Here is a 22,727-nt window from a genome sequence, read left to right on the forward strand (position 1 = left end):
GAATCGGTCTACCTGGCTTCCGGGGCGGCCGTGGCCTCGCCGTTCATCTCCGAGCCCGGGAACCCGAGGGCCCCGAGGAAGAACGCCTCCCACCGCACCGAGACGCTGACCGTCACCTGCTGCTGCTGGACCGAGCAGGAGCCGCGGGCCACGCCGTCGCCGCCCTGGGCCGCGACGATCTCGTCGGCCCTGGCGCAGACCTGGCCCTCGTCCAGCAGGGCGACCTCGCCGCCGGTGCGCAGGCGGTCGACGTCGATCTCGTCCGCGCCCGCCCGCGCGGCCTGCTCGGCGACGTCGGCGGCGCGCAGCCGGGCGTTGATCGCCGCGCCGCCGTCGACCAGCAGCCCGGCCAGGAGGAACACCACGACCGAGAAGAGCACGGTGAAGACCGACATGGACCCCCGCTCCCCCGCCTTCACGGCTCCCTCCTGACGAGCTGCTCAAGGGGCACCACGGCGGTGCCCGTCAGCCGCTTGGTGCCGCCGAACCCCAGGAAGCCTAGGTCGAGCTCGCAGGTCACCTCCGCCTGCACCTGGCCGCCCGCCTCCCAGGTGGATCCGTCCAGGTTCACCGTGCTGGCGCCGCACTTGTCGTCCAGCGCGGTCTTGGCGGTGCTCTCCGCCGCGGCGCCGGCGTCGTCGAAACTCCGCTGCACGGACGCGGCCCGCGCGGCGTCCCTGGCCGCGCCGTTGACCCGCCCCTGCGTCTCCACCAGCACCCCCGCCCCGACCAGGAACATGAGGAACAGCAGGAAGACAGGGGCGAGCATCACCGTCTCCACGGCCATCGAGCCGCGCTCGCCCGGCTTCATCGGCAGTCATCACCGCCGTTGTCGGGACGGAAGCACTCGATCGGCCCGCCCGCGGTCGCCGTGATCGTGAAGGTGAGCGGCGGCAGCAGCGGCACGACCTGCACGGCGCTGCCCGTGACCGTGACGAAGCGCTGGTCGGGGTCGCGCTCGGAGGTGGTGGCCGCGGCGTTCTCCAGCAGCCGCGGGCCGACCGCCTTGACGATGTCGGTGGCCTTCGCCGTGGCCGCGCCCTGCCAGTCGCCCGAGTCGAACGGCGCCGACCTGGCCACCCGCGCGCCTTCCCTGGCCGCCGCCTCGGCGATCTGGCGACCGTGGAACCAGAGCGCGACCTGCACGACGAGGAGCGCGACCGCGAGGATGACCGGCATCAGCAACGCCAGCTCGATCACGGTCGCGCCCCGCTCACGAGTCTCCGCCACCACCGCCGCCGCCACCGCCGAACGTGCCCTGGATCTCGCTGGACTTCTGCTCGACCAGGGTCTTGATCAGCGTGGCCAGCCCGAGCGCGACGCCCGCGATGATGGCCGTGATGATCACCCACTCGACGGCGGAGGCGCCCCTGCTGGGCGCGGTGCGGGCGCGCTGGATCCGCACCCCCAGGTAGGCGGTGAGATAGACGATCCAGGGATGGTTCATCAGGCCCCCAACATCTTCATCGCGGCGGGAAAACTGAGAAAGATCACGAAACCGGCGCACAGGAGGAGCTGGGCCACGAGCATCGACTGCGAACGTTCGCCCGCGCGTCCCTCGATCTCGGCCAGTTCGCGCCGGCGCAGGGTGGCGGCCCTGGCGGTGAGCGAGGCGCGCACCTTGGCGCCGTCGTCGGCCACCAGGCCGAGCGCGGCCGACAGGTCGCGCAGCTCGTCGACGTTGATCTCCTCGCCGAGCTGGCCGAGCGCCTGCCACGGGGTGATGCCGACGATCCGGGCGCCGCCGAGCGCGTCGCGGATGCGGCCCATCGCCCAGTTGGGCTGCTCGCCGCTGACCGACACGGCCATCATCAGCGCCTCGGGCACGCCGCGCCCGCCCGCCAGGTTCATCGAGACCAGGTCGAGGAAGGCGCCCACGACGTGCCGGAAGTCGCGTCGCATGGCCGCGGCCTCCTTGCGGATCTGCAGGTCGGGCAGGAAGAAGAAGAGCAGCGCCACGAGCACGGCCGACCAGAACGGCACCGTGAACGACACGCCCCACCCCATGAGCGCCAGCCAGCCGAGCAGGATCGGGAAGGCCAGCAGGCCGCTCGCGGCGAGCAGCACCTTGGTGGCCAGGAACGCCTCGAACGAGCGTCCGAGCAGGGCCAGGTCGGACTTGACCGAGCGGGCCTCCCAGCCGCGGGCGCCGTAGAGGCGGGCCAGGCGGGCGCCGAGGCCGCGGCGGAACGCGCTGACCTCCTCGTCGGGCAGCAGGAGCTGGATGCGCGGGGCGTCGGCGTCCTCGCGGACGGCGTCGAGCGCCAGCAGCCGCGCCACGAGCCCGGGACGGGCCGGGAACAGCGCGCGTACCAGCACGAACAGGCCGAGGCCGAGCACCGCTCCGGCCAGTACGCCCTCAACCATGGCCGCCTCCCCCCATCAGCAGCCGGGTGGGCTTGTCGAACCTGGCCAGCCGCCGCATCCACGCGAACCCGGCGCCGAACAGGCCGCCGACGACCACGAGCACGGCCTGGCCGAGGGTGGAGCCGTACTCGCTGACGTAGGCGGGGTTGAACAGGATGAGCAGCCCGGCGAAGACCAGTGCCGTGATCACCACGATCTGCACGCTGCGCCTGGTCGAGCGGCGTTCGGCCTCGACGCGGCGGCGCATGTCGAGCTCTTCGCGGGCCGAGACGGCGAGCGCGCCGAGCACGTCGCGCAGGCCGGGGCCGCGCAGCCGGGAGTTGAGGATGAGCGCGGCGATCACCAGGTCGGCCGAGGGGTCGTCGAGCTCGTCGGCGAAGCGGGACAGCGCCTCCGGCAGCGCCATCCTGGTGTGCAGGCGGTCGACCATGGCCCGCAGGTGGGGCCGGAGCGTGGGCGCGGCGGCCCTGATCGAGGACGGGATGGCCTGCTCCAGCCCGGCCGCCCCGGCGATGGTGTCGCGCAGCGACTCGGTCCAGGCGGCCAGCCCTTCCAGGCGGCGCATGGCGGCGCGTTCCTCGGCCGCGCCGCCGGACAGGCCGCGCCAGGCGAACACCAGCAGCACCGTACCCACCGCCATGACGGGCCAGCCCGTGACCACCAGGACCAGGCCGGCGGCCACCGCGGCGACGGCGGTGCGGGTGGTCAGCATCTTGACGAGCGGCCGTCTGGGCTGGGACGGGCGGCGGCGCAGGCCGTACAGAGCGAGGAAGAACAGGAAGAGGCCGCCGCCGGCGGCCGCGCCCGCCACCATCGCGAGCGGGTCGAGGTCGAACGCCATCCTCACCAGCCTCCCGGGTTGTAGCCGTGGGCGACGAGCTCCTCCAGGCACGAGACCGGCGCGTGCGGGACGGCCGTGCCGTCGGGACCGGGCACGAACACCTCGCTCGACAACACGCGGCCGTCGCAGCCGTTGACCTCGCGGATGCTGGAGACGTAGCGACGCAGGGTGCCGCCGACGTGGTAGTCGTTGCGCTTCTCGATGAAGACGACGAAGTCGATCGCGCCCGCGATGAGCATGTGGGTGGCGTCGATCGGCAGGCGCTCGCCGGCCTGCAGGGCGTAGGTGGCGATGCGGTTGAAGACCTCCATGCTGGAGTTGGCGTGGATCGTCGACAACGAGCCGTCGTTGCCCTGGGTCATCGCGTTGAGCATGGTGACGATCTCGTCGCCCAGCACCTCGCCGACGATGACGCGGCTGGGGTTCATCCGCAGCGAGCGCCTGACCAGCTCGGCCATGGAGATCTCGCCCTGGCCCTCGGAGTTGGGCAGGCGCTGCTCGAAGGCCACCACGTTGGGGTGGAGCTCGGGGAACTGGTCGAGGCCCAGCTCAAGGGCGCGTTCGACGGTGATCAGGCGCTCGCTGGGCGGGATCTCGTTGGCCAGCGCCCGCAGCAGGGTGGTCTTGCCGGCGTTGGTGGATCCGGCGATCATGAGGTTCTTGCGGGCGGCGACGGCGGCCGTCAGGAACCTCCCGACCTCCGGGCTGATCGTGCCGTTGCCGGTCAGGTCGGACAGGAAGACCTTGCCGAGGCGGGAGCGGCGGATCGACACGGCCGGGCGCACGGTGACGTCCATGACCGCGCTCAGCCGGGAGCCGTCGGGCAGCCGCAGGTCGAGCTGGGGGTTGGCGGTGTCGAACGGCCTGCTGGACAGCCCCGAGTACGCCGCCAGGATCTGGATCAGCTCGACCAGCTCGTCGTCGGACTCGGCGACCGGCTCCTGCATGAGCTCCTGGCCGTCGGCGTAGCTGACGAACACGCGGTCGCAGCCGTTGATGTCGATGTTCTCGACCTCGGGGTCGTCGAGCAGCGGCTGGAGTCGGCCCACGCCGAACAGCGCGGCGTGGATGCCGGCCGCCAGGGCCTCCTCCTCCTCGATGGTGGGCGGCGTGCGGCCGAGGCCGATCTCGTTGCGCGCGTGCTCCTCCAGCACCTGTGAGATCAGCGCCCTGGCGAACTGGCGCTCGTCCTCGCCGGACATCGGCGGGACGCCGCTCGCCTGGTCGATCCGGCGCTGCTGGGCCAGCCGGTCGCCGACCTCCTGGCGGAAACGCTTGACGAGCGAGTGGTCGATCATCGGTGGCTCACCAGCCTCGCGGCGAGGTCCCGGGCCGTGCGGATGAGCAGGGACCGGTCGAGCCGGCCGCCCCACTGCCCGCGCAGCAGCTCGGCGCCCTTGGCGTCGTGGGCCAGCCCGTGGACGAACTGGACGATGGGACCGACGATCCTGCGCACGTCTTCGATCGAGGCCCGGTAGTTGCGCGGGTCGGCGATCACGACGACGCCGTGCGCCTTGGTGATCTGGAGGCGTTCGCGCAGGTGGGCGACGTGGTCGAGGGTCGCCCTGGTGAGCAGGAGCACCTGCTCGGCCTCGGCGAGGAGGTCGGCGATCTGCGGGTGGGAGCCCAGGCGGCCGCAGTCGGCGATCACGTCGGCGTCGGGGATGGCGGCCAGCGATCTGCCCAGCGGGCCCCAGAGCCAGGTGAGCCCGGCCGCCTGCTCGCCGTGGGTGAGCCCGGCCAGCACGTCGAGCCCGCCGATGATCTTCTGCGTGTGCTGGTGGATCTGGGCGGGTTCGAGGCCCCTGCGGGCGGTCGCGCCGAGCGTGAGCAGGCCCTTGCCCGGATTGAGCACGCCGCCGTCGGCGGCCGGCAGCCGGTAGGCGAGGTCGCCGCCGGCCGGGTCGCACTCGGCCAGCAGCACGGGCCGCGGCCACACCGCCGCGAGGGCGGTGGCCGCGGTGGTCACGCCGGGCGCGCCCTTGTCGGCGGCCAGAACGATCAGCGCCACGTCAGCGCGCTCCCGGGAGCTCGGCCACCGCGATCTCTCCGCTGGAGGCATAGGCGAGTATTTGCGGTGAGTCCGACGAATCGACGATCACGGTGATCTGCCCGGAATTACCGCCGGTCCGATTCTTGTCGCCCGTGCTGAACACGAGCGCGCTCTCGGCCAGTACGCGACTTTGCCCCTGAGCCGTCCGGTTCGGCACGTACACGACCTGGACGCGGTCGCCCTGTTGAATGCCGGCGGGCATTTGGCCGGGTTTGAGGGCGAGTCCGACGGTCGCCTTTCCCGGGCCCAGTTCGTCGCTGGCCTTGCTGCCCATCTGGTTGGTCAGCAGGGTGCCCGGCAGGATGGTGACCGCGGCGAAGCTCTTGGTCACCTCCGACCGCCGGGACCAGGGGACGTAGTCGACGCCCGTGTCCGAGGCGATCTTCACCTCTTCGAGCATGCCGTCCACGAACTTCTGGCCCGCGCCGACCTGCTGGGTGATCCTGATGGCGGAGACGCGGTCGCCGCTGCGCAGCACGAGCAGCGTGGTGGCCAGCGCTCCGCCGAGTATGAGCAGGACCGCCAGCGCGGCGAGGGCCGGCTTGCGTTCGCGTGGGGGCACGGGGAGCTTGCGCGAGGCCGGGCCGGACAACCCCGCCGCCGCGTTGTCGGCGACAGGTTTTTCACTGGTCCTCATGGGTGGGGGGCTCCCATTGTGAAATGCGGAATTCACGCCCATTATGTGGGGCGTCCGGGTGGGGCGTGGGCGGAATGCGAGGACCCATGCTTGTTTCGCAGGTGGCGCGATGTCAACCCGGAATAATCGATGCCTATTGTCTCTACCAAGTTGACGAATACCGATTTATCGGCATGCTGGTCACAGTTTTATCTTCAGTCGCATTAGTCACAAGTTTTTCAGGCTTGATCGTGACACTGGGCGCGCGAGTTATCCACAGAACCGCGTTCTCATGCCGGTGGCGTCAACCGGGACACCTACTCTCGCTTCTGGCGCTACCTTGGCGCCCGAGGTCGAGCGAGGAGACGGCACATGCGGATCATGCTCACCGTGCTCGGCGAGCAGGGCGACCGTGACGTCGTGATCGACGGCGACGGCGGCGCCACGGTGGCCGGGGTGACCGAGGCGCTGAGCGGGCGCACGTCCATGGCGAAGGTCGTCCACCTGCCGCGGACGCGGGCGCCCTACGGCCTGGCGCCCGAGGCCGGGGTGCGGGGCGGGGCCGAGGCGCGCATCCCCCGTCCGCGCGTCCCCGACCGGCTCGACGTCCCCGCCGACGTGCCCGGCGATTCCGGCGCGCTGCTCTGGCGTGACGGGCGTCCGCTCGATCCGCGGGCGCCGGCGGCGGCCGTCCTGCGCGACGGCGACAAGGTCACGCTCGACCCGCGCCTGGCCCGCGCCACCGTGGTGGAGGAGCCCGGCGGGGTGGCCGAGATCCGCGTGATCGGCGGCCCGGCGGCGGGGGCCGTCCACCGGCTGGGGCTGGGCGTGCACGTCATCGGGTCCGACCCGACCTGCGCGATGGCCGTCGCCGATCCCCTCCTGGCCGCCGAGGCCGTCGCCGTGCGCGTGACGCCTGACGCGATCACCGTCGAACGGGCGCACCGGCAGAGCTCCGAGCAGCCCTCCAGGCTGAAGCTGAAGGGGCGGTGGGCCGAGGAGGTGGCCGAGCTGACCGCGCGGGTCGCCGAGCGGGAGGCGGCCGAGTTCGCCGCCGAGCAGGGCGACATGCCCGAGCTCGACGGCAGGGCGCTCACCGGGCCCGCCGAGTGGCCCGACCAGGCGGTGCTGACCTGCGGGTCCTCGGTGTTCGTGCTCACCTCCATCGAGCCCAAGGACGCCCACCTCGCGCCCAGGGGCGAGGGCGGGCTCGCCTACAACCGGCCGCCCAGGCTGCGCCGTCCCGAGCCGGAGCGCAGGTTCGTCAAGCCCAAGGAGCCGACCAGGTCCGAGGGCATGCGGCTGCAGTTGCTGGCCGCGCTCCTGCCCGCCGTGCTCGGCGTGACGCTGGCGTTCGCCCTCCACGCCCCCTACTACCTGCTCGTCGCCCTGATGACGCCGATCATCATGATCGGCCAGTGGGTCAGCGACCGCCGCCACGGCAGGAAGAAGCACAAGCAGGCGCTCAGGGAGTTCGGCGAACGCGTCCGGGCCTACGACGAGGAGGTCGAGCGGGCCAGGGCCGCCGACGAGGCCGCGCGCAGGTCCGACGCGCCCGACCCGGCCCAGGTCCTGCTCACGGCGACCGGGCCGCGCAGGCGTCTGTGGGAGCGCCGCATCCATGACGCCGACTCCCTGCGGCTGCGCGTCGGCCTCGCCGACCTGCCCGCCAACCTCGACCTGTCGGAGGAGCAGGGCGGTCCGATCGAGCCGCCGCTCTGCCGCACCGTGCCCGTGGCGCTGGCCATGCGCCGGCTCGGCGTCGCGGGCGTCACCGGCCCGCGCGGGGCCGCGACCAGCCTGGCCGGCTGGCTGATCGCCCAGGCCGCCACCCTGCACAGCCCGCGCGACCTGGCCATCGTGGTCGTGTCCGCGCGCGCCGACGGCGAACGCCGCTGGGGCTGGACGCGCTGGCTGCCGCACTGCGCCCCGCGTGCGGGCGAAGACTGCGTGGCCCTGGTCGGCACCGACCCCGAGTCGGCCGCCCGCCGCGTCGCCGAGCTGGCCGCGCTCATCGACGAACGCCAGAACACCGCCATCCCCGAGTTCGGCAAGATCCCCACAGGCTGGGACGATCTGGGCGGCCCCGAGAAGCCCAGCTTCTCCTCCTACGACGTCCGTCCGCACGACGTCCTGGTGATCCTCGACGGCGCCCAGATCCTGCGCGGCCTGCCCAACATGCCCCAGGTCCTGCGGCAGGGCCCCCGGTCCGGGGTGTTCACCCTCGCCATCGACGACGACCAGCGGCTGCTGCCCGAGGAGTGCCAGACGGTGGCGGCCTGCGGCTCCGACGGACTCGTCCGCCTGCTCGGCGGCGGTCTCGACGTGATCGGGCCGGTGCTGGGCGACCTGGTCTCGGCCGCCTGGTGCGACCGGCTGGCCAGGGCCCTGTCCCCCATCCGCGACGTGAGCCGGGACGATCCGTCGGGCAACCTGCCCGGAGCCGTCCGCCTGCTCGACCTGATGGGCATGCCCGACCCGTCCGGCAAGGAGCTGGCCGGCCGGTGGCGGGCCCGCGGCACCACCGAGGCGCTGATCGGCGTCGGCCCCGACGGCCCGTTCTCGGTCGATCTCAAGCTCGACGGCCCCCACGGGCTGATCGCCGGCACCACCGGCGCGGGCAAGTCCGAGCTGCTGCAGACGCTGATCTGCTCGCTGGCGGTGGCCAACCGGCCCGACCAGCTCACGTTCGTGCTGATCGACTACAAGGGCGGCGCGGCCTTCAAGGAGTGCGTACGCCTGCCGCACACCGTCGGCATGGTCAGCGACCTCGACGGGCACCTGACCCAGCGGGCCCTCGACTCGCTGGCGGCCGAGATCCGGCGCAGGGAACGCCTGCTGCTGGCGGCGGGCGCCAAGGACATCGACGACTACGCCGGCCAGGCCCCCATGCCGCGCCTGGTGCTGATCATCGACGAGTTCGCCGCGCTGGTGGCCGAGCTGCCCGACTTCGTGGCCGGCCTGGTGGACGTCGCGCGGCGGGGCCGTTCGCTGGGCATCCACCTGATCCTGGCCACCCAGCGGCCGGCCGGCGTCGTCACGGCCGACATCCAGGCCAACACCTCGCTGCGGATCGCGCTGCGGGTGACCGAGCCCGCCGAGTCCACCGACGTCATCGACCTGCCCGACGCGGCCGCGATCTCCAAGTCCACCCCCGGCCGGTGTTACGTACGGTCGGGGGTGGGGGCGGCGATCGCCGTCCAGACGGCCAGGGTGGGCGGGCGCAGCCCCGCGCGTGCTCCGTCCGCCGGGGGGCCGGCCGGGCGGGTGCGGGTGCTCGACGTCGACTGGCGCTCGCTCGGCAGGCCGCTTCCGCCGCCTCCGGAGCCGGCCGAGGAGTCGGCGGTCACCGATCTGGGCCTGGTCGCGGACGCGCTCGTCGAGGCTGGCCGGTTGGCGGGCGTCCCGGCCCAGCCGAGCCCGTGGCTCGACCCCCTGCCCACCCACCTGGTGCTCGACCTGCCCGCCGCCACGCCGGTGCCCGCCTCGCCGGAGGGCTCGCTCGGAGCCGGGCACGCCGGTCCCGCGTCGCCGTACGAGGGGGCTGGGGTGCCGGAAGGTGCGGCTGGGGTGGCGTACGAGGGGGCCGGCGGCGGGTTCGAGGAGGTGGCGCCGTTGGCGTTCGGGGTGACCGACCGTCCGTGGCGGCAGGACCGTTGCCCGCTGGCGCTCGACCTGGCCAACGGCGGCCACCTGCTGATCGCGGGCGCCCCGCGCAGCGGCCGCTCGACGGCGTTGCGGACCATCGCCGGCGCCATCGCGGCCCGGACGTCGCCCGCCGACGTGCACGTCCATGCGGTGGACTGCGGGTCGGGCGCGCTGCTGCCCGTCATGGCGATGCCCCACTGCGGCGCCGTCGTCACCCGCGACCAGATCGAACGGGTGGAGCGGCTGCTCGGCCGGCTGCGCGCCGAGGTGGGCCGCCGCCAGCAACTGCTGGCCGAGGCGGGCCACGCCTCGCTCGCCGAATACCGCCAGGCCGGTCACCGCCTGCCGTGGCTGGTGTTCATGCTCGACCGCTGGGAGGGCTTCGTCGCCGCGTTCGAGAGCTACGACTACGGCCGCCTGATCGAAGCCCTGCTCCAGCTCCTGCGCGAGGGCCCGGCGGTGGGGTTGCGCGCGGTGGTCACCAGCGACCGGTCCGGCCTGCTCGGCCAGGTCTCGACGGTCTTCGACGACCGCCTGCTGCTGCGCCTGTCCGACACGGCCGACTACGGGCTGGCCGGGTTCCCGCTCAAGGGGTTGCCCGCGTCCATGCCTCCGGGCCGCGCCCTGTCGCTGGGCGAGCACGGCATCACCGAACACCACATCGCCCTCCTCTCCGCCGACCCCGCGGGCCCCGCCCAGGTCGCCGCCCTCCAGGCCCTGGCCCGCAGCGCGAGCCCGCAGGCCGCCGGGCGCGGGGGGCGCCCCGGGGAGGGCGAACAGCCGCTGCGCGTCGACGCGCTGCCGATGCGGGTCACCGCGTCCCAGACGATGGACCTCGATCCGGCGTTCACTCCGCCGTCCCCGCTGTGGGCGCTGGTCGGGGCGGGTGGGGACGCGCTCACCCCGCTCGGCGTCGACCTGCTGGCCCACGGGCCGGGCGCGGTGATCGCGGGGCCGTCGCGGTCGGGGCGGTCGTCCGTCCTGGTGACGGCGGCGCGGTCGCTCATCGCCGCGGGCACGCCGGTCGTCGCCGTCGCCCCCAGACGAAGCCCGCTGCGCGACCTGGCGGACGCGGTCGCCGTCCTCGACGGGAACGCCGCCGACCTATCCGAACTGGTCGCCGACCTGGGCCAGTACGTCGTGGTCGTGGACGACGCCGAACTGGTCAACCCCGACTCACCGCTGGGCACGTCCCTGGAGGAGGTGCTCCGCTCGGGCAGGGACGGCGATCACGGCCTGCTGATCGCCGGCTCCACCGGTGACCTGGCGGTCGCCTATCGCGGGTTCGTGGCCGAGACCCGCAAGTCCCGTACGGGCGTGCTCCTCTCGGTCCAGGGCCCGACCGACGGCGACCTGTTCAGCATCCGCCTGCCCCGCGGGGCCGGCGGCGGCCCACCTGGCCGCGGCCTCCTGGTCACCACCGGCAACATCACCCCCATCCAAACGGCCCTCCCCGACACCCCCTGACCCACGCGCCCAACCTCCCTCCGCGAGCCGCCCGAGCCACTCAGCCGAAGCCACCCGACCCATCCCATGTCGCCCCCTTTGAGGCACCGCACGGGTCCGGGCGGCCTGGACATGGCATCCGAGGTCAGGCTCGTCGGACGGGAGGGGGCAGGCCCACGCCACCGCGGCGGGTCGGCCTCCCTGGGTTCCGATGCGTGCAGGCGGCGGCGTTGTGGGGTCAGGAGTCGTCGGCGGGGAGGGTGTACATGCGGACGTACAGGGGGCGGGCGTCGGGTGGGGCCTCGTCCGCGGGGTGGCTGTATTTCAGGAGCAGGGCCACGTAGGCGTCGTGGAACTCCCTGAGCTCGTCCTTGGTCATGCGGGCGAGGCCCCGGGAGCCCTTCACCCAGTCGGGGTCGGTCTGGAAGGCGGCGGGGAGGCGGTCCAGCAGGGCGCGGTCCTCCTCCAGCCCGATCCGGTGGAACTCGATCAGGACCGCCTGATCCTCCGGGCCGAGGTCGCCGGGCTCGGGGAGGCGGATGTCCCTGGGGAGTTCGGCGCGGCGCCACCAGCGTTCGCGGCCGGAGGAGCGTTCGGGGATCTCCTCGATGAAGCCGTACTTCTCCAGTTGGCGCAGGTGGTAGCTGGTGGTGCCGGTCTTGGCGCCGAGCAGCTCGCCGAGGGTGGTGGAGGTGGCTGGGCCGTGGATGTTCAGGTGGGTCAGCATGCGGCGGCGCATGGGATGGGCCAGGGCCTTGAGCCGGTCGGGATCGTGGAGCACCAGGGGCTCGTCGTCCTTCATGAGGAGCAGGCTAGTCCTTGAGGACGATATCTGCAGACATGTCTTTGCCGAGATGTCTCTGCAGACTACTGTCGGCAATATGCGAAACCTCTTCACGGCCTCTGCCGCCGTCTCCCTCAGCGCCGTCGCCGGCGTCGTGTTATGGCTCAGTACGCCCGGACTGGGTCGTGCCGCCCCCGCCGCCGACGTCACCTCGAACGCCGCAACGACGGCTGATCTCGGCCAGAGGGCTGCAATGACCGGTGAAGGACGGCGCGGCGCTGGGGCCGGGGCGGTCGAGCCCGATCGCGCGGGACCGGCAGTTCCGGGCGGCCTCGCCGTTCCCGGCGGCCTGGCGGTTGCCGGTGGTCTCGCCGCTCTCGGTGGCCAGGCGGCTCCCGGTGGCCTCGCGGTTCCGGGTGACCTGACGGTCCATGAGGTGACGTTCCGCGGCAGCGGCGGGCTGGAGCTGCACGGCAGCGTGATCAGCCCGCCGGCCAGCGCGATCAGCTCCTCAAGCGCCGGCAGCGCGGCCCAGTCCGGCGGCACAGGGCGCGCGGCCGGGCAAGGCCGGGACGACCTCGCCGGGGTGGGCGCGAGCGGTGGGGGTGGGCGGGCTGGGGTTGTGTTGGTGCATGGGGCGGGGACGGGGACGTCTCGGGAGAAGTTGCTGGGTGAGGCCGTCGCCTTCGCCCGGCAGGGCCTGACCGTGCTGATCTACGACAAGCGCTCGGTGGACTATTCGCTGTTCCATCGGTCGTACGCGCAACTCGCCGACGACGCGCTCGGCGCGGTCGCGACGCTGCGCAAGGAGCCCGGGGTCGATCCCGGCAAGGTCGGCATCTGGGGGCTCAGCGAGGGCGGGTGGGTGGCGCCGCTCGCCGCCTCCAAGTCCAAGGACATCGCGTTCGTGGTGGTGGTCGGGGCCAACGCGTTGCAGCCTCTGCGGCAGCAGACGTGGGCCGTGGCGGCCGGGCTGCGCAAGGCGGGGGTCGGCGGGTCGCTGGTCGAGCATGCCGAGCCGAAGCTGTACCGGGTGATCGCGGACGGGGACATGTTCCCCGAGCCCTACTACGATCCCGAGCCGGTCCTGGCCGCGGTGCGGCAGCCGGTGCTGGCGATCTGGGGCGTGCACGACCTGCTGACCCCGCCTCGCGAGACGCCGCCGATCTTCCGCGCGGCGTTGGAGAAGGGCGGCAACAGGCGGTACACGTTCCGGTTCTTCGAGAAGGCCGATCACGCGGCTCATGTGACCCCGGACGGCGGCGTCACACGTCTGCCCGAGCTCGCTCCCGGTTACGCCGAGCTGGTGGGCGGCTGGGTGGCGAAGGCGACCTCGGGGCGGGCTCCGGTCGCGGAGGTGTCGGGACCCGCGCCCGTCCAGGCGGAGGACTCCGTCGGGACGCCGCCCCCAGCGTGGTGGGAGTCGGCCTTCGCTCAGACGGCGGTCCTGGCGCTGTTCCTGGCCGGGTTCGCCGGATATCCGGCGGTCGCCGTGGTCCGGCGGATCCGGGGCCGCCGCGCGACCCGGCCCACGCCGACCAAAGAAACGACAGCCGCCCAAGCCACGCCGACCAACGAAGCGAGAGGGGTCCGGGGCACGCCGACCGCGGAAACGGCAGCGGTCCGGAGCACGCCGGCCAAAGGGACGGCAGCGGTCCGGAGCACGCCGGCCAAAGAAGCGGCAGCGGTCCGGGCCACGCCGGCCAGAGAAACGGCGGCGGTCCGGGGCACGTCGGCCAAGGGGACGGCGGCGGCTCGGGTGGTCAGCGCCGGAGGGCTCGTGGCGGCGCTGGGCGGGTTCGCCTACCTGTTCTACCTGATGTCCACCGGCGGAAAGCTGGCCGCGCCCGGTCCGATGCTCCTCGGCAGGCCGCTCGTCTGGCTGGCGCTGCAGGCCGTCGCGGTGGCCACCGTCGTGGCGACGGCGCTGGCAGCGCGCACGTGGCGGCGGGAACGCGCGACCGGCGAGCGGGTACGGCTGGGCCTGCTCGTCGCGGCGGGTGTGGCCTTCGTTCCGTGGGCGTTCTATTGGGGTTTGCTACTTCCGTAGGGGTTCATGACACAAGAGCGTTCTATGCTGATCCCTGCGATACGGGAGAGGTGAGATGCAGACCCGGAAGGACCTCTACCAGGCTCATCGGCTGATGCAGCAGCGCCTGGGCATGGCGTTGCTGCAGGCTGAGCCCGATGTACCGGAGACGCCCATGCGGCGGCACAACGTGGCGATGTTCTGCGGCGTGCTCGTGGGCGTGCTCATCGCGGCGGTGTTCGGGATCTGGGGGCTGCTCAAGCCCGGCGGGGCGACGAACCTCACCGAGGCCGGCCAGCTCCTGGTCGAGGAGGAGACGGGCGCCACCTACGTCTACAGCCAGGAGCAGGGGCGGCTGCTGCCGACCGCGAACTACGTCTCGGCGCTGCTGCTGCTCGACGCGACCGACTTCAAGGTGCGCAACGTCTCCGCCGCGTCGCTGGCGACGCTGCCGCGCGGGCCGCTGGTGGGCATCGCGGGCGCGCCGGACAGCCTTCCGGCCCGCGAGAAGCTGGTGAAGGGCCCGTGGTCGGCGTGCGTGACCGAGCCGGCGCAGGCCGCCGGGGCGCGGGGGCCGTACGTCACGCTGGTGGGCGGACAGGACGTCGGCGGGACGCCCGTGGGCGGCGACGCGCTGGTCGTCACGGACGGCCAGCAGGGCTGGGTGGTCTGGAACGACCGGCGCATGAAGGTCACCGAGACGGGTGTGCGCGCGCTCAACGCCCATCCCAGAAGAGTGCCCTCGACCTGGATCAACGCGATCCCTCCCGGCCCCGACTTCATGCCGCCGCCCATCACCGGCCTGGGCCGGCGCGCCGCCGCCCCCGGGGGCGGCAAGGGGGCGGTCGGTCAGGTCTACACCGTGAAGGGCATGGGCGGGGCTCCCGACCGCTGGTACGTGCTGCTCGCCGACGGGCTCGCCCCCGTCAACCTCACCCAGGCGACGCTGCTGCTCGCAGACCCGAGGACCAAGGCCGCGTACGGCAGGCGCGCCGCCGTCCCACTGGAGATCGACGCCGCCACCGCGAACGGCCGGACCTCCCGCCAGACCCTCACGGTCGGCGGCCTGCCGACGAGCCTGCCCAGAACGGTCACGTCCTCGGCGGCGCTGTGCGCGGTGTACGCCGACACGCAGAACGGCTCAGCGCAGGCGAAGATCACGGTCGGCGCGACGATGACCATCCCCGTGCCCACGTCCCGGAGCGACCAGGAGCACTTCGACCAGGTGCTGCTGCCCGCCGGCGGCGCGGCCCTGGGCGGCCTGCTGCCCGGGGACGGCCAGAAGGCGTTCGTGCAGACCTACTTCCTGCTCACCGACCAGGGCAGGAGGTTCCCGCTGCAGACCGGGGACCAGATCAACAAGCTGGGGTACGGCGCCGAGGACGTCACGCCGGTGCCCTACAACCTCGTCCACCTGATCCCGGAGGGCCCGGCGCTCGACCCGACGGCGGCGCGCTCACCGGTGCAGGTCACGGCCCAGTGAGCGGCGGCCCCAGCCCGGCGGACGCCGGGCCGGGGCCGCCGGACGAGGTGCGGGTCAGGGTCAGATGAGGCCGCCGGCCGTCGTCAAGTCAGGCATGCCGCCGTTCTTGCGCTGCAGGGTGCCGGGCTTCTCCTCCCCGTTGCTGACGTACTCGAGGTCGCTGGGCCCGAATTTGGCATTCGGACGCCCCTTGTCGATGACCTGGGTCATCATGGCGCACATGCCGTTCACCGTGGCCAGGATGCCCGCGAGCATGGCGGCGGACTTGACGTTCTTGCCGACGATGCCCCTGAGGATCTGGGCGAGCGAGATCAGGATGCCGTTGATCTGCCCCCGCATCACCACCGCGACGAAGATGGGGACGATGAAGGTCAGCCATTTCGCGGCGGCGAGGGCCGTCGTGATCGCGGCCACCAGACAGGCGACGTAGACGGCATAGTGGTAGAGCGTGGCGATCGTGTCCATGCCGCTGGAGACGTTCTGGAAGTAGGCCGACGCCACCTTCACCTGCTGGGCGAAGTCGTCCGCGGACTTCTTGAACACCTCCCAGGCCGGCCCCGTCCAGTACTCCTTGCTGGCGACCTCCTCGGCGAGCTTGACGATCGCGCCGCTGATGGCCTCGAAGTCCAACCCGTCCTCGCCGACGACGGGCGCCAACCACTCAATGGCCGCCTTCGCCACGGCGCCGGGGTTGGACACGAGGGCGCCTACCATGATCGCGACGTTCCTGGCCAGCGGGTACTCGAAGAGCACCGCGGCGTTCGCGGTCGCCACGCCGGCCGCGGCGAGGATCAGCCAGCGGTCTTCTTCGTATGGCATGTCGTCTTCCTTCTCACTCGCCGAGGACCGGCGGCGCGATGTCCATGTCGTCGAGCCAGTCGTTCTCGTCGCCGCGCACGTACTCCGGCTTCTCCCGCTCGCGGTTCTGCTCGTTGCCGGCCGCGCCGCCCGACATGGGCATGAACGGCATGCCCGACATGCCGGCCGCGCCGGCGCCGCGCAGGCCGCCCGCGGCCGCTCCCGCGCCCGTGGTGGTCCCGCCGGGGCCCGACGAGCCGCCGTAGCCGCCCGAGGTGGGGAAATCGATGGGACGGCCGGTCAGGTTGCCGGTGCTGGGAATGGCGGAGTTCAGGGCGTTGGGGTCCAGACCGGACAGCTTGGTCTGGGACGGGTCCGGGAGCGTGCTCTTGAGGTCCGGGACGTCGGTGTTGTGGTTGAGCTGATCCTCGATGGACGGCGTCTTGGGCAGGTTCGCGTTGATGGCGTTGGGGTCGGGCAGGTTGCTGTCGGGGAGCTTGTTGTCCGGGAGCTTGTTGTCCGGCAGCTTGTCGTCAGGAAGCTTGTCGTCCGGAAACTTGTCGTTCGGCAGCTTGTCGTCAGGAAGCTTGTCGTCCGGCAGCTTGTTGTCGGGGAGCTTGTTGTCCAGGAGCTTGTCGTCCGGCAGCTTGTTGTCGGGCATGTTCATCGGCGGCAGGCCGCCACCACCGCCACCGCCCAGCTTGGACGGATCGATGCCGCCGCCGGGGGGAGGGCCGTCGCCGTACTCCTTGATCAGGCCGTCGTTGTCCTTGTCGACCTTCTCGTAGTTCTTCTCCAGCTGCTCCAGCGCCGTCTTGTAGTCCTTCAGGACGGACCTGGCCATGGCGACCGCGTCGCCGGCGCCGTTCTTGATCTGCTCGTGGGCGTAGGAGAGGCCGAGGCCGACGATGCCGAACCCGGGGGATTCGATGTTGATCCCCTTCGTGTTCGTCTCGATCTTGCCCATGCCCGGTTCCTGGTCGGCGATGTCGCTGCCCAGTTTGCTGATCTTCTTGTCGGTGAACCGGATCGTGGCCCCGCCGAGGCCCGCCGGGGATAGTCCCAGGCTGGCGGCGGAGTTCTCCCCTGCGCCCATCTGACCCTCCCTGTCCGAAAACTGCGTTTTGCACAGTCCTGGCTACGATATCGACAAATATCAACTTTTAGCGTGAACACTTTGCGAATGATCTAGACTGGCCGTTGATCAGGATGGCAGCCTTTCCCACATGCGGATCAAGACCCTGATTGTGGGCGTGTGCGGCATCGCCGCGCTGCCCCTCACCGGCACGAGCGCGGCAAGCGCCAGCGCCGCCGTCGTCCACCAGCTTCCGTTCCCGTGCGGCGAGACCTGGACCGGCGACAGCAACGACAGCAGCGCGCACACCGGTGGCTACGAGATCGACTTCAACGGCTCGTACGGCGACGGCAACGCCGACATGGGCCGTACCGTGGTGGCCTCGGCGGCCGGCAAGGTCATCATGTCGGAATACCGGACCGCCGACGGCTTCGGCAACGTGGTCAAGATCCGGCATTCCGACGGCAGCGTCTCGCTGTACGCCCACATGAAGAAGCGCACGGTCTCCCCGGGCGCGAACGTCGCGCAGGGCCAGCAGATCGGCCAGGTGGGCAACACCTCGGCCAAGTACAAGGGCATCATCGCCCACCTGCACTACGAGCAGCGCACGTCGTCGGGCAAGATCGTGCCGGCCAAGTTCAACGGCACCACCTTCGGCTACAGCCACCAGACGCTGAAGTCGAACAACTGCCAGGGCGGCGGCGGCACGCCCGCGCCCGCCGACCCGGGCAAGCCCAGCACCGGCGGCGGCGGCAACCCGTACTCGGCCGAGCAGGTCTGCGGTGCGGGCTACAAGCAGATCGACTCCGCGCCGCTCGGCAACCAGGGCCGGGTCGTCCTGCTGTACTCGGCCTCCACCGGCCAGAACTGCGTCACCACGCTGCGCAACAGCGGCTCGGGCAAGGCGGCCGTGCGGGCCTACCTGGAGGTCAAGGGCAAGGCCAGGAGCACCGACGCGGGCAGCTACCAGTACTACGCCGGTCCCGTCCGGGCCAAGGCCCTGCGTACCTGCGTCAAGTGGGGCGGCGCGATCGGCTCGACCGCGTACGACAGCCCCTTCGAGCACTGCGGCTGACGCGACCGCGCGTCCATGAGCGGGGCGGCGCCTCCGGGCGCCCCCCGCACCGCCGCTCCCCGCACGGGGAGCGGCTTGCGGGCGGGCAGTGGACCGCGCGCCAGGGGCGGGCCGGTCGCGAGGATCGGCCCGCAGGCGTGGTGCGGCGGCTCCTGGCGCCGGGCGAGCGCGCAGCGCGGCCTCAGGTGAGCGTGCTCGGCGTGGTGCCCTCCGGGCCGCCCCACACGTCGTCGTCCTCGGCGAGCCAGGTCGAGTTCTCGCTGTCGTGCTTCTCGCCGCTCTCGCCGCCACGAGCGGGCATCCCGCCCATCATGCCGGGAGCGACGAACCCGGAGCCGCCGCCGGCGCCGTACATGGCGGCGCCCGCCGCCCCGCCCCCGCCCACGCCCGCCGCTCCGAAGCCGCCTCCGGCTCCCGATCCCGCGCCGCCGTAGGGCGAGCCGCCCGTCGTCGTGGGAAAGGCGCTGTTGGGCATCCCCGACAAGGACGGGTCGTACCCGGCCAGGTTCGCGGTGTCGCCGCCGGTGCCCGACGGCAGGCCGGCGGTCGAGACCGGTGGCGTGGAGCCCAGCGAGGCGCCGTTCAGGGCCGAGGAGTCGGCCCCGCCGTACGGGTTGTCCCCGGCGTCGTAGCCCTGGACGCCGCCGACGTTCACGCCGGAGCCGTTCGTGCCCGAGCCGTCGGGATAGTGGACCGCCGGGTAGGCGCCCGTTCCCCCGTCGCCCGGCACCTTGCCGTCGATGTACCCGGGGCCGCCCGGCACGGCGTCCGGCCCGATCGAGGAGACGGGGATGTTGCCCGCCCCGCCCTTGCCGTCCAGGTCCGGCGCGCCCGGCACGCTCCCGCCGCCGTTGTTGAAGTCCGGCAGCTCCGGGACGCTCGGGTCCGGCAGCGCGGTCTGGACCTCGACGGGCAGCTGCTTGTAGTGCTCGACGATGCGCTCGTTGACCTTCTTGAGATGCTCGACGGCCCGCTTGTCCCCGCGGTACAGCCGGTAGAACGGCACCCGTCCGGCCCAGTCCACGTCGCGGTCGGTGCGCGAGTCGTGGTCCATCGACTCGACCACGTTGGCCTGCGCCCAGTTCAGCGTCTCGCCGTACGCATGGACCGGGCGGCCCATCTCGCCGAGCTTCCTGGCCAGCTCGCGCACGCTGGCGTGCAGGGTCTGGAGCTGCTTCTGCGTCTCGACGGCGGCCGGGCCCGTGTAGTTCTTGGCCAGCTCGGCCGCCTTGGCCTTCAGTTCACCGGCGAAGCCGTTCAGCAGCGTCTCGGCCCGCGTGTAGTAGAGGCCGGCGAGCTTGATCGACTCCGGGTCGGTGTCGTCGATCCACTTCATGACCTTTTCGAGCGTGTCGCTGAACATGCTCCCCATGAACGACACCTCCGGGGTGGAGGTGTCGACCGGGCCGGTGTTGTAGACGAGCTTGAACGTCTGCTTCTTGGGCTCGGCCATGGGTGTCAGGCCTCCCGCCGCGCGGCGGCTTCCTCGGTCGCCTGCTCGGCGCCGTCGGACGTCTTGGAGATGTCGAGCAGCGCCTCCACCGTGCTGTCGCCCTGCCCGACCATGGCGGCGTACAGGCCGCTGGTGGAGCCCGGCTCGCCGATCAGCTGGGAGTAGGCCGAGTTGACCGCCAGCCCGAAGTGCATGGCGGCGGGCCACTCGCCCATCTGGTTCTGGCTGAGCGCGCAGTAGCGCTGGAGATCGGGCAGCGAGCCGGCGCCCTCGGGCAGCTTCGGCCCGGGGGCCTTCTGCCCCGGCGCGGTCAGGAACTGCGTCACCGGCGGGAGCGTGGGTGTCTTCAGCTTCTTGAGCATCTCACTCAGCTCGCCGGCGATGCGCTTGATCTCCGTGCGGTTGGTGTAGTTGTCCTTGTCCCCGTCGAGACCGGGCCAGTTGGGGTCCAGTTCGAGCGCCATGGCCGCCTCCTTAGCCGATCACCGGTGAGATGGAGCCCTCGTGGTGGCTCCACACGTCGTTGTCCTCCTTCAGGAGGGTCGAGGTCTCGACCTGTCCCTCCTCGGGGGCCGGTCCGCCGCTGCCGCCGAACGGCATGAACGGCATGCCGGCGCCGCCCATCGCGCCCGTCCTGGCCGCCGCCGCGGGCGCGCTCCCCTGGACGTACGACCCGGGGCCGCCGATCACCGCGGGCGTCCCCGCGGACGGCGAGGGGTAGGCGGGCTGGGTCACGAACGGCTGGTTCGGGGTGCCGGGGTACCCGGGGGTGGTGGTCGGGTGGTAACCGGCGGTCTCGGTGGCGCGCGGGTCGCGGACGTCCACGTCCTGCGACTGGGTGGCGCGGTCACCGGTGGTGTTGTTGTCGAGCACGGGAGGCGTGGTGCCGTCGCCGGTGGTGGCCGAGCCGCCGGTCCCTGATCCGGCGCCCTGGCCGCCCGGCTGGTCGGAGCCGGGGGTGTCCGTCCCGGGGGTGTCCGGGCGGTCGGTGCCCGGGTTGTCGCCGCCGGGGGTCTGGTCCCCGGGTCGGGGGTCGGTGCCGGTGCCGCCGTCGTGGCCGCCGGTGCCGCCGCTGCCCGAACCGCCGGAGCCGCCCGAACCGCCCGAGCCGCCCGATCCCCCGGAGCCGCCGTGCGTGCCGGAGCCGGTCGAGCCGCCCGTGCCGCCGCTGTCATGGCCGCCGCCGGTCCAGTACGAGCCCTTCCCGTACGGCGAGCGGTCGGTGAGCGGCATGTCCCGTTCGGGAGCCGGCGCCTCGGCGGGCTTCACCTCGGGCAGCTCGACGACGACGCTCTCCGGGATCCGGAAGTCGTACAGGTCGACGATGTGGTTGTTGAGCTTCTCCAGCGCCCGCCGGGCCACGTCGGCCTGCATCTCCGTGGGCGACTTGGTGGGGCCCGGCCCGGGCTCCGGCACGTTGTGCGAGGTCACGGGCCCGAGCACCGGCGGCGTGACCGACGGCGACGGCGTCGCGGACGGCGGCTTCGGCGCCGCGCCGGGCGAGGGCGCCGGGACCGCCGTCTTCTGGTTCTTGGCGGCCTCGACCTCCTCGATCGCCTTGGGCAGGTAGTCGCGCCCGTACAGGATCAGCGCCTCGGACATCTTGTCCATGGCCTCGGCGATCTCGCGCCCGGAGGCGTGGAGCAGCTGGAGCGCCCGCTGCGCCTGGGCGGAGGTGTCCGACCGCCAGGCGCCGGACAGATCCTTGCCGATCTGCGGCAGCGCGTCGGCCACCCCGCGGATGACCTTGGCCACCTGCTTGTAGGACAGGCCCCGGTCGTGCACCTCCATGGCGGAGGTGGCCTTGAGCCATCCCTCGATCTGCTCCCGCGACGCGGTGACCGGCTCGCTCTTCGGCCGCCGGGAATTGTCACGGATGTCGACCTTGCGCTCAGCCAACGCTGCTCACTCTCGGCCCGGGTTCGTCTTGGCGTAACTGTCGGCGCTGTCCCTGATGGCCTTGACCAGCTTCTGGCAGCACTCGACGTAGTCCTGGTACAGGGCGGTCAGCAGCGCTCCGCGGCCCTCCATCGACACCTGGCCGCCGGGGTCCGCGCCGGTGCTGCCCACGCTGTGCGCCAGGGCGCTGGCCGCCGGCCACCGCCCTATGTGCTCCTCGCCCAGCGCGAAGTACCTCGTGAGGGTCTCGACCGAGCCGGTGACGCCGTCCCTGTTGCCGCCGGCGCCCTGCGTGAGCGCCAGGGCGATCTCCAGGTCGTCGGCGATGGCCCGCATCCTGCCCACGTTGTAGTAGAGCTCGGCGTCGGTGTCGTCGAGCCCCGGCCACGGTTCGGGTTCGAGCCCGGCCATGATCCTCCCATCACCAGGCTCGGCCACCGCGCGGGTGGCCGAGCAGAAGATGTCAGCCGTCGTACCAGATGGACTTGTTGCGGTTCTCGGCCGCGCGGTAGTTCTCGTTCGCGATCTGGACGGCCTTCTGCAGCTCGTCCAGCTGCCCGCGCATCTGGGCGGCCGCGGCCTGCCACTTCTGCTCGTGCTGCCGGAAGAACGTCTCGGCGCCGTCCGGGCCCTCCCAATGGCCGGCCAGGTCGTTCTTCAGCCGGGCCATCAGGTCGTCGGTGGCCTTCTCGAAGGAGCCGAGGATCTTGATGAAGTCGCCCTGGGCGAGCTCCATGTGCCCAAAGTTGACTTTGGTGAAGTCGAGCTCAGCGGACACCGCGGTCCCCCTCCTACTTGATGTCGACGTTGATCAGGGACTCGACGCGGCCCATGCCGGCCTGGACGTCCTGGTCGGCCGCGGAGTAGACGACCGCGTTGACGCCCATCTTGTCGGCGATCCCCTCCAGGTCGGTCCGTACGTTCCGCATGGAGTTGTCCCAGTTGGTCATGGCGTTCTTGAACCGGGCCGCCGCCGGGCCGAGCCAGCCGGTCGCGAGAAGACCGTTGGCGGTCGTCTCCACCGCCGTCCTCAGACCCTCGATGTACTGGGCGGTGTCCACCACGTGGCCAGAGGCCACCTTGATCTGGCTCGGGCTTGCCCCAAAGAATTCGGACACTTGTCACCTCCGTAACGATCATTTCGGTCGCTAAACCATATA

23 protein-coding genes are annotated in these 22,727 nt (G+C 72.1%); 4 read left to right on the top strand and 19 right to left on the bottom strand.

Translation table 11 applies throughout. The annotated features are described in order from the left end of the window. Window positions 1-8: 8 nt before the first annotated feature. The 9 genes from ACFYUV_RS14830 to ACFYUV_RS14870 are packed head-to-tail and all read right to left on the bottom strand — an operon-like array spanning window position 9 to window position 5,898. A complete protein-coding gene (locus ACFYUV_RS14830; RefSeq protein ID WP_387668944.1) occupies window positions 9-395 on the bottom strand; it encodes a pilus assembly protein TadG-related protein in 387 nt (128 codons plus the stop codon). Window positions 396-415: 20 nt separating this feature from the next. Continuing rightward, window positions 416-811, bottom strand: coding sequence for a TadE family protein (locus ACFYUV_RS14835; protein WP_387668947.1), 396 nt, complete (start codon window positions 809-811; stop codon window positions 416-418). After that, window positions 808-1,230: a TadE/TadG family type IV pilus assembly protein gene (locus ACFYUV_RS14840; RefSeq protein ID WP_357969999.1), complete on the bottom strand. Its 423-nt coding sequence runs from the start codon at window positions 1,228-1,230 to the stop codon at window positions 808-810. Before ACFYUV_RS14840 ends, ACFYUV_RS14835 begins: the two co-directional genes overlap by 4 nt. Beyond that, entirely contained in the window at window positions 1,214-1,447 is a 234-nt protein-coding gene (locus ACFYUV_RS14845; RefSeq protein WP_357969997.1) for a hypothetical protein, read from the bottom strand. Before ACFYUV_RS14845 ends, ACFYUV_RS14840 begins: the two co-directional genes overlap by 17 nt. Next, window positions 1,447-2,367 carry a type II secretion system protein gene (locus tag ACFYUV_RS14850; RefSeq protein ID WP_358282519.1) on the bottom strand — a complete coding sequence of 307 codons (921 nt, stop codon included), beginning with the start codon at window positions 2,365-2,367 and terminating at the stop codon, window positions 1,447-1,449. Before ACFYUV_RS14850 ends, ACFYUV_RS14845 begins: the two co-directional genes overlap by 1 nt. Next, window positions 2,360-3,208, bottom strand: a complete 849-nt coding sequence (locus ACFYUV_RS14855) for a type II secretion system F family protein (RefSeq protein WP_352325815.1) — start codon at window positions 3,206-3,208, stop codon at window positions 2,360-2,362. The genes ACFYUV_RS14850 and ACFYUV_RS14855 overlap by 8 nt, the downstream gene beginning before the upstream one ends. A 2-nt stretch (window positions 3,209-3,210) precedes the next feature. Next, window positions 3,211-4,506: a CpaF family protein gene (locus tag ACFYUV_RS14860; protein ID WP_387668951.1), complete on the bottom strand. Its 1,296-nt coding sequence runs from the start codon at window positions 4,504-4,506 to the stop codon at window positions 3,211-3,213. Beyond that, complete coding sequence (locus ACFYUV_RS14865) at window positions 4,503-5,219, bottom strand: hypothetical protein (protein ID WP_357969990.1); 717 nt, start codon at window positions 5,217-5,219, stop codon at window positions 4,503-4,505. The genes ACFYUV_RS14860 and ACFYUV_RS14865 overlap by 4 nt, the downstream gene beginning before the upstream one ends. A 1-nt stretch (window position 5,220) precedes the next feature. Further along, a complete protein-coding gene (locus ACFYUV_RS14870) occupies window positions 5,221-5,898 on the bottom strand; it encodes a hypothetical protein (protein WP_387668954.1) in 678 nt (225 codons plus the stop codon). Window positions 5,899-6,249: 351 nt separating this feature from the next. Here ACFYUV_RS14870 and ACFYUV_RS14875 point away from each other — a divergent pair, with 351 nt between their 5' ends. After that, window positions 6,250-10,992, top strand: coding sequence for an FtsK/SpoIIIE domain-containing protein (locus ACFYUV_RS14875; protein WP_387668957.1), 4,743 nt, complete (start codon window positions 6,250-6,252; stop codon window positions 10,990-10,992). 217 nt (window positions 10,993-11,209) lie between these two features. Here the strand turns inward: ACFYUV_RS14875 and ACFYUV_RS14880 are convergent, their stop codons facing one another. Together ACFYUV_RS14880 and ACFYUV_RS14885 are read right to left on the bottom strand one after the other, a co-directional pair. Continuing rightward, window positions 11,210-11,773 (bottom strand): ArsR/SmtB family transcription factor, encoded by a 564-nt coding sequence (locus ACFYUV_RS14880; RefSeq protein ID WP_387668959.1) that lies wholly within the window; start codon window positions 11,771-11,773, stop codon window positions 11,210-11,212. A 139-nt stretch (window positions 11,774-11,912) separates the two neighbouring features. Beyond that, window positions 11,913-12,188: a hypothetical protein gene (locus ACFYUV_RS14885; RefSeq protein ID WP_387668961.1), complete on the bottom strand. Its 276-nt coding sequence runs from the start codon at window positions 12,186-12,188 to the stop codon at window positions 11,913-11,915. Between the two features lie 3 nt (window positions 12,189-12,191). On the opposite strand from ACFYUV_RS14885, the gene ACFYUV_RS14890 reads away from it, so the two are divergent. Continuing rightward, window positions 12,192-13,805, top strand: a complete 1,614-nt coding sequence (locus tag ACFYUV_RS14890; RefSeq protein WP_387668964.1) for a prolyl oligopeptidase family serine peptidase — start codon at window positions 12,192-12,194, stop codon at window positions 13,803-13,805. A gap of 55 nt (window positions 13,806-13,860) precedes the next feature. Next, on the top strand, window positions 13,861-15,267 hold the full coding sequence (gene eccB, locus ACFYUV_RS14895; protein WP_387668966.1) for a type VII secretion protein EccB: 1,407 nt from the start codon (window positions 13,861-13,863) through the stop codon (window positions 15,265-15,267). Between the two features lie 60 nt (window positions 15,268-15,327). Here eccB and ACFYUV_RS14900 read toward each other — a convergent pair whose 3' ends face one another. After that, the gene (locus tag ACFYUV_RS14900) at window positions 15,328-16,086 is read right to left on the bottom strand and encodes a hypothetical protein (protein ID WP_387668969.1); all 759 of its coding nucleotides are present in this window, start codon (window positions 16,084-16,086) and stop codon (window positions 15,328-15,330) included. 13 nt (window positions 16,087-16,099) lie between these two features. Continuing rightward, the gene (locus tag ACFYUV_RS14905) at window positions 16,100-17,161 is read right to left on the bottom strand and encodes a hypothetical protein (protein WP_387668971.1); all 1,062 of its coding nucleotides are present in this window, start codon (window positions 17,159-17,161) and stop codon (window positions 16,100-16,102) included. A 130-nt stretch (window positions 17,162-17,291) separates the two neighbouring features. On the opposite strand from ACFYUV_RS14905, the gene ACFYUV_RS14910 reads away from it, so the two are divergent. After that, window positions 17,292-18,215: a M23 family metallopeptidase gene (locus ACFYUV_RS14910; protein WP_387668973.1), complete on the top strand. Its 924-nt coding sequence runs from the start codon at window positions 17,292-17,294 to the stop codon at window positions 18,213-18,215. A 181-nt stretch (window positions 18,216-18,396) separates the two neighbouring features. Here the strand turns inward: ACFYUV_RS14910 and ACFYUV_RS14915 are convergent, their stop codons facing one another. From ACFYUV_RS14915 to ACFYUV_RS14940, 6 genes are read right to left on the bottom strand one after another with little or no spacing between them, the layout of a single operon-like run. Beyond that, on the bottom strand, window positions 18,397-19,668 hold the full coding sequence (locus ACFYUV_RS14915; RefSeq protein WP_387668975.1) for a hypothetical protein: 1,272 nt from the start codon (window positions 19,666-19,668) through the stop codon (window positions 18,397-18,399). A 5-nt stretch (window positions 19,669-19,673) separates the two neighbouring features. Further along, the gene (locus ACFYUV_RS14920; RefSeq protein ID WP_387668978.1) at window positions 19,674-20,132 is read right to left on the bottom strand and encodes a hypothetical protein; all 459 of its coding nucleotides are present in this window, start codon (window positions 20,130-20,132) and stop codon (window positions 19,674-19,676) included. Window positions 20,133-20,142: 10 nt separating this feature from the next. After that, entirely contained in the window at window positions 20,143-21,567 is a 1,425-nt protein-coding gene (locus ACFYUV_RS14925; RefSeq protein ID WP_387668980.1) for a hypothetical protein, read from the bottom strand. A 6-nt stretch (window positions 21,568-21,573) separates the two neighbouring features. Beyond that, window positions 21,574-21,978, bottom strand: a complete 405-nt coding sequence (locus ACFYUV_RS14930) for a hypothetical protein (protein ID WP_387668983.1) — start codon at window positions 21,976-21,978, stop codon at window positions 21,574-21,576. 52 nt (window positions 21,979-22,030) lie between these two features. Further along, complete coding sequence (locus tag ACFYUV_RS14935; RefSeq protein WP_357994585.1) at window positions 22,031-22,345, bottom strand: WXG100 family type VII secretion target; 315 nt, start codon at window positions 22,343-22,345, stop codon at window positions 22,031-22,033. Between the two features lie 13 nt (window positions 22,346-22,358). After that, window positions 22,359-22,685 carry a WXG100 family type VII secretion target gene (locus ACFYUV_RS14940; protein WP_358282492.1) on the bottom strand — a complete coding sequence of 109 codons (327 nt, stop codon included), beginning with the start codon at window positions 22,683-22,685 and terminating at the stop codon, window positions 22,359-22,361. Window positions 22,686-22,727: the final 42 nt, after the last annotated feature.

Source organism: Nonomuraea sp. NPDC003560 (genome assembly GCF_042878785.1).
GTDB lineage: Bacteria > Actinomycetota > Actinomycetes > Streptosporangiales > Streptosporangiaceae > Nonomuraea.

What these genes read in the sequence shown, in the direction of transcription:
- ACFYUV_RS14845 (WP_357969997.1), bottom strand. Translation starts at nt 1,447, where the DNA reads ATGAACCATCCCTGGATCGTCTATCTCACCGCCTACCTGGGGGTGCGG.
- ACFYUV_RS14915 (WP_387668975.1), bottom strand. Translation starts at nt 19,668, where the DNA reads ATGGCCGAGCCCAAGAAGCAGACGTTCAAGCTCGTCTACAACACCGGC.
- ACFYUV_RS14930 (WP_387668983.1), bottom strand. Translation starts at nt 21,978, where the DNA reads ATGGCCGGGCTCGAACCCGAACCGTGGCCGGGGCTCGACGACACCGAC.
- ACFYUV_RS14830 (WP_387668944.1), bottom strand. Translation starts at nt 395, where the DNA reads ATGTCGGTCTTCACCGTGCTCTTCTCGGTCGTGGTGTTCCTCCTGGCC.
- ACFYUV_RS14885 (WP_387668961.1), bottom strand. Translation starts at nt 12,188, where the DNA reads ATGGACCGTCAGGTCACCCGGAACCGCGAGGCCACCGGGAGCCGCCTG.
- ACFYUV_RS14900 (WP_387668969.1), bottom strand. Translation starts at nt 16,086, where the DNA reads ATGCCATACGAAGAAGACCGCTGGCTGATCCTCGCCGCGGCCGGCGTG.
- ACFYUV_RS14850 (WP_358282519.1), bottom strand. Translation starts at nt 2,367, where the DNA reads ATGGTTGAGGGCGTACTGGCCGGAGCGGTGCTCGGCCTCGGCCTGTTC.
- ACFYUV_RS14905 (WP_387668971.1), bottom strand. Translation starts at nt 17,161, where the DNA reads ATGGGCGCAGGGGAGAACTCCGCCGCCAGCCTGGGACTATCCCCGGCG.
- ACFYUV_RS14910 (WP_387668973.1), top strand. Translation starts at nt 17,292, where the DNA reads ATGCGGATCAAGACCCTGATTGTGGGCGTGTGCGGCATCGCCGCGCTG.
- ACFYUV_RS14835 (WP_387668947.1), bottom strand. Translation starts at nt 811, where the DNA reads ATGAAGCCGGGCGAGCGCGGCTCGATGGCCGTGGAGACGGTGATGCTC.
- ACFYUV_RS14875 (WP_387668957.1), top strand. Translation starts at nt 6,250, where the DNA reads ATGCGGATCATGCTCACCGTGCTCGGCGAGCAGGGCGACCGTGACGTC.
- ACFYUV_RS14920 (WP_387668978.1), bottom strand. Translation starts at nt 20,132, where the DNA reads ATGGCGCTCGAACTGGACCCCAACTGGCCCGGTCTCGACGGGGACAAG.
- eccB (WP_387668966.1), top strand. Translation starts at nt 13,861, where the DNA reads ATGCAGACCCGGAAGGACCTCTACCAGGCTCATCGGCTGATGCAGCAG.
- ACFYUV_RS14880 (WP_387668959.1), bottom strand. Translation starts at nt 11,773, where the DNA reads ATGAAGGACGACGAGCCCCTGGTGCTCCACGATCCCGACCGGCTCAAG.
- ACFYUV_RS14855 (WP_352325815.1), bottom strand. Translation starts at nt 3,208, where the DNA reads ATGGCGTTCGACCTCGACCCGCTCGCGATGGTGGCGGGCGCGGCCGCC.
- ACFYUV_RS14870 (WP_387668954.1), bottom strand. Translation starts at nt 5,898, where the DNA reads ATGAGGACCAGTGAAAAACCTGTCGCCGACAACGCGGCGGCGGGGTTG.
- ACFYUV_RS14860 (WP_387668951.1), bottom strand. Translation starts at nt 4,506, where the DNA reads ATGATCGACCACTCGCTCGTCAAGCGTTTCCGCCAGGAGGTCGGCGAC.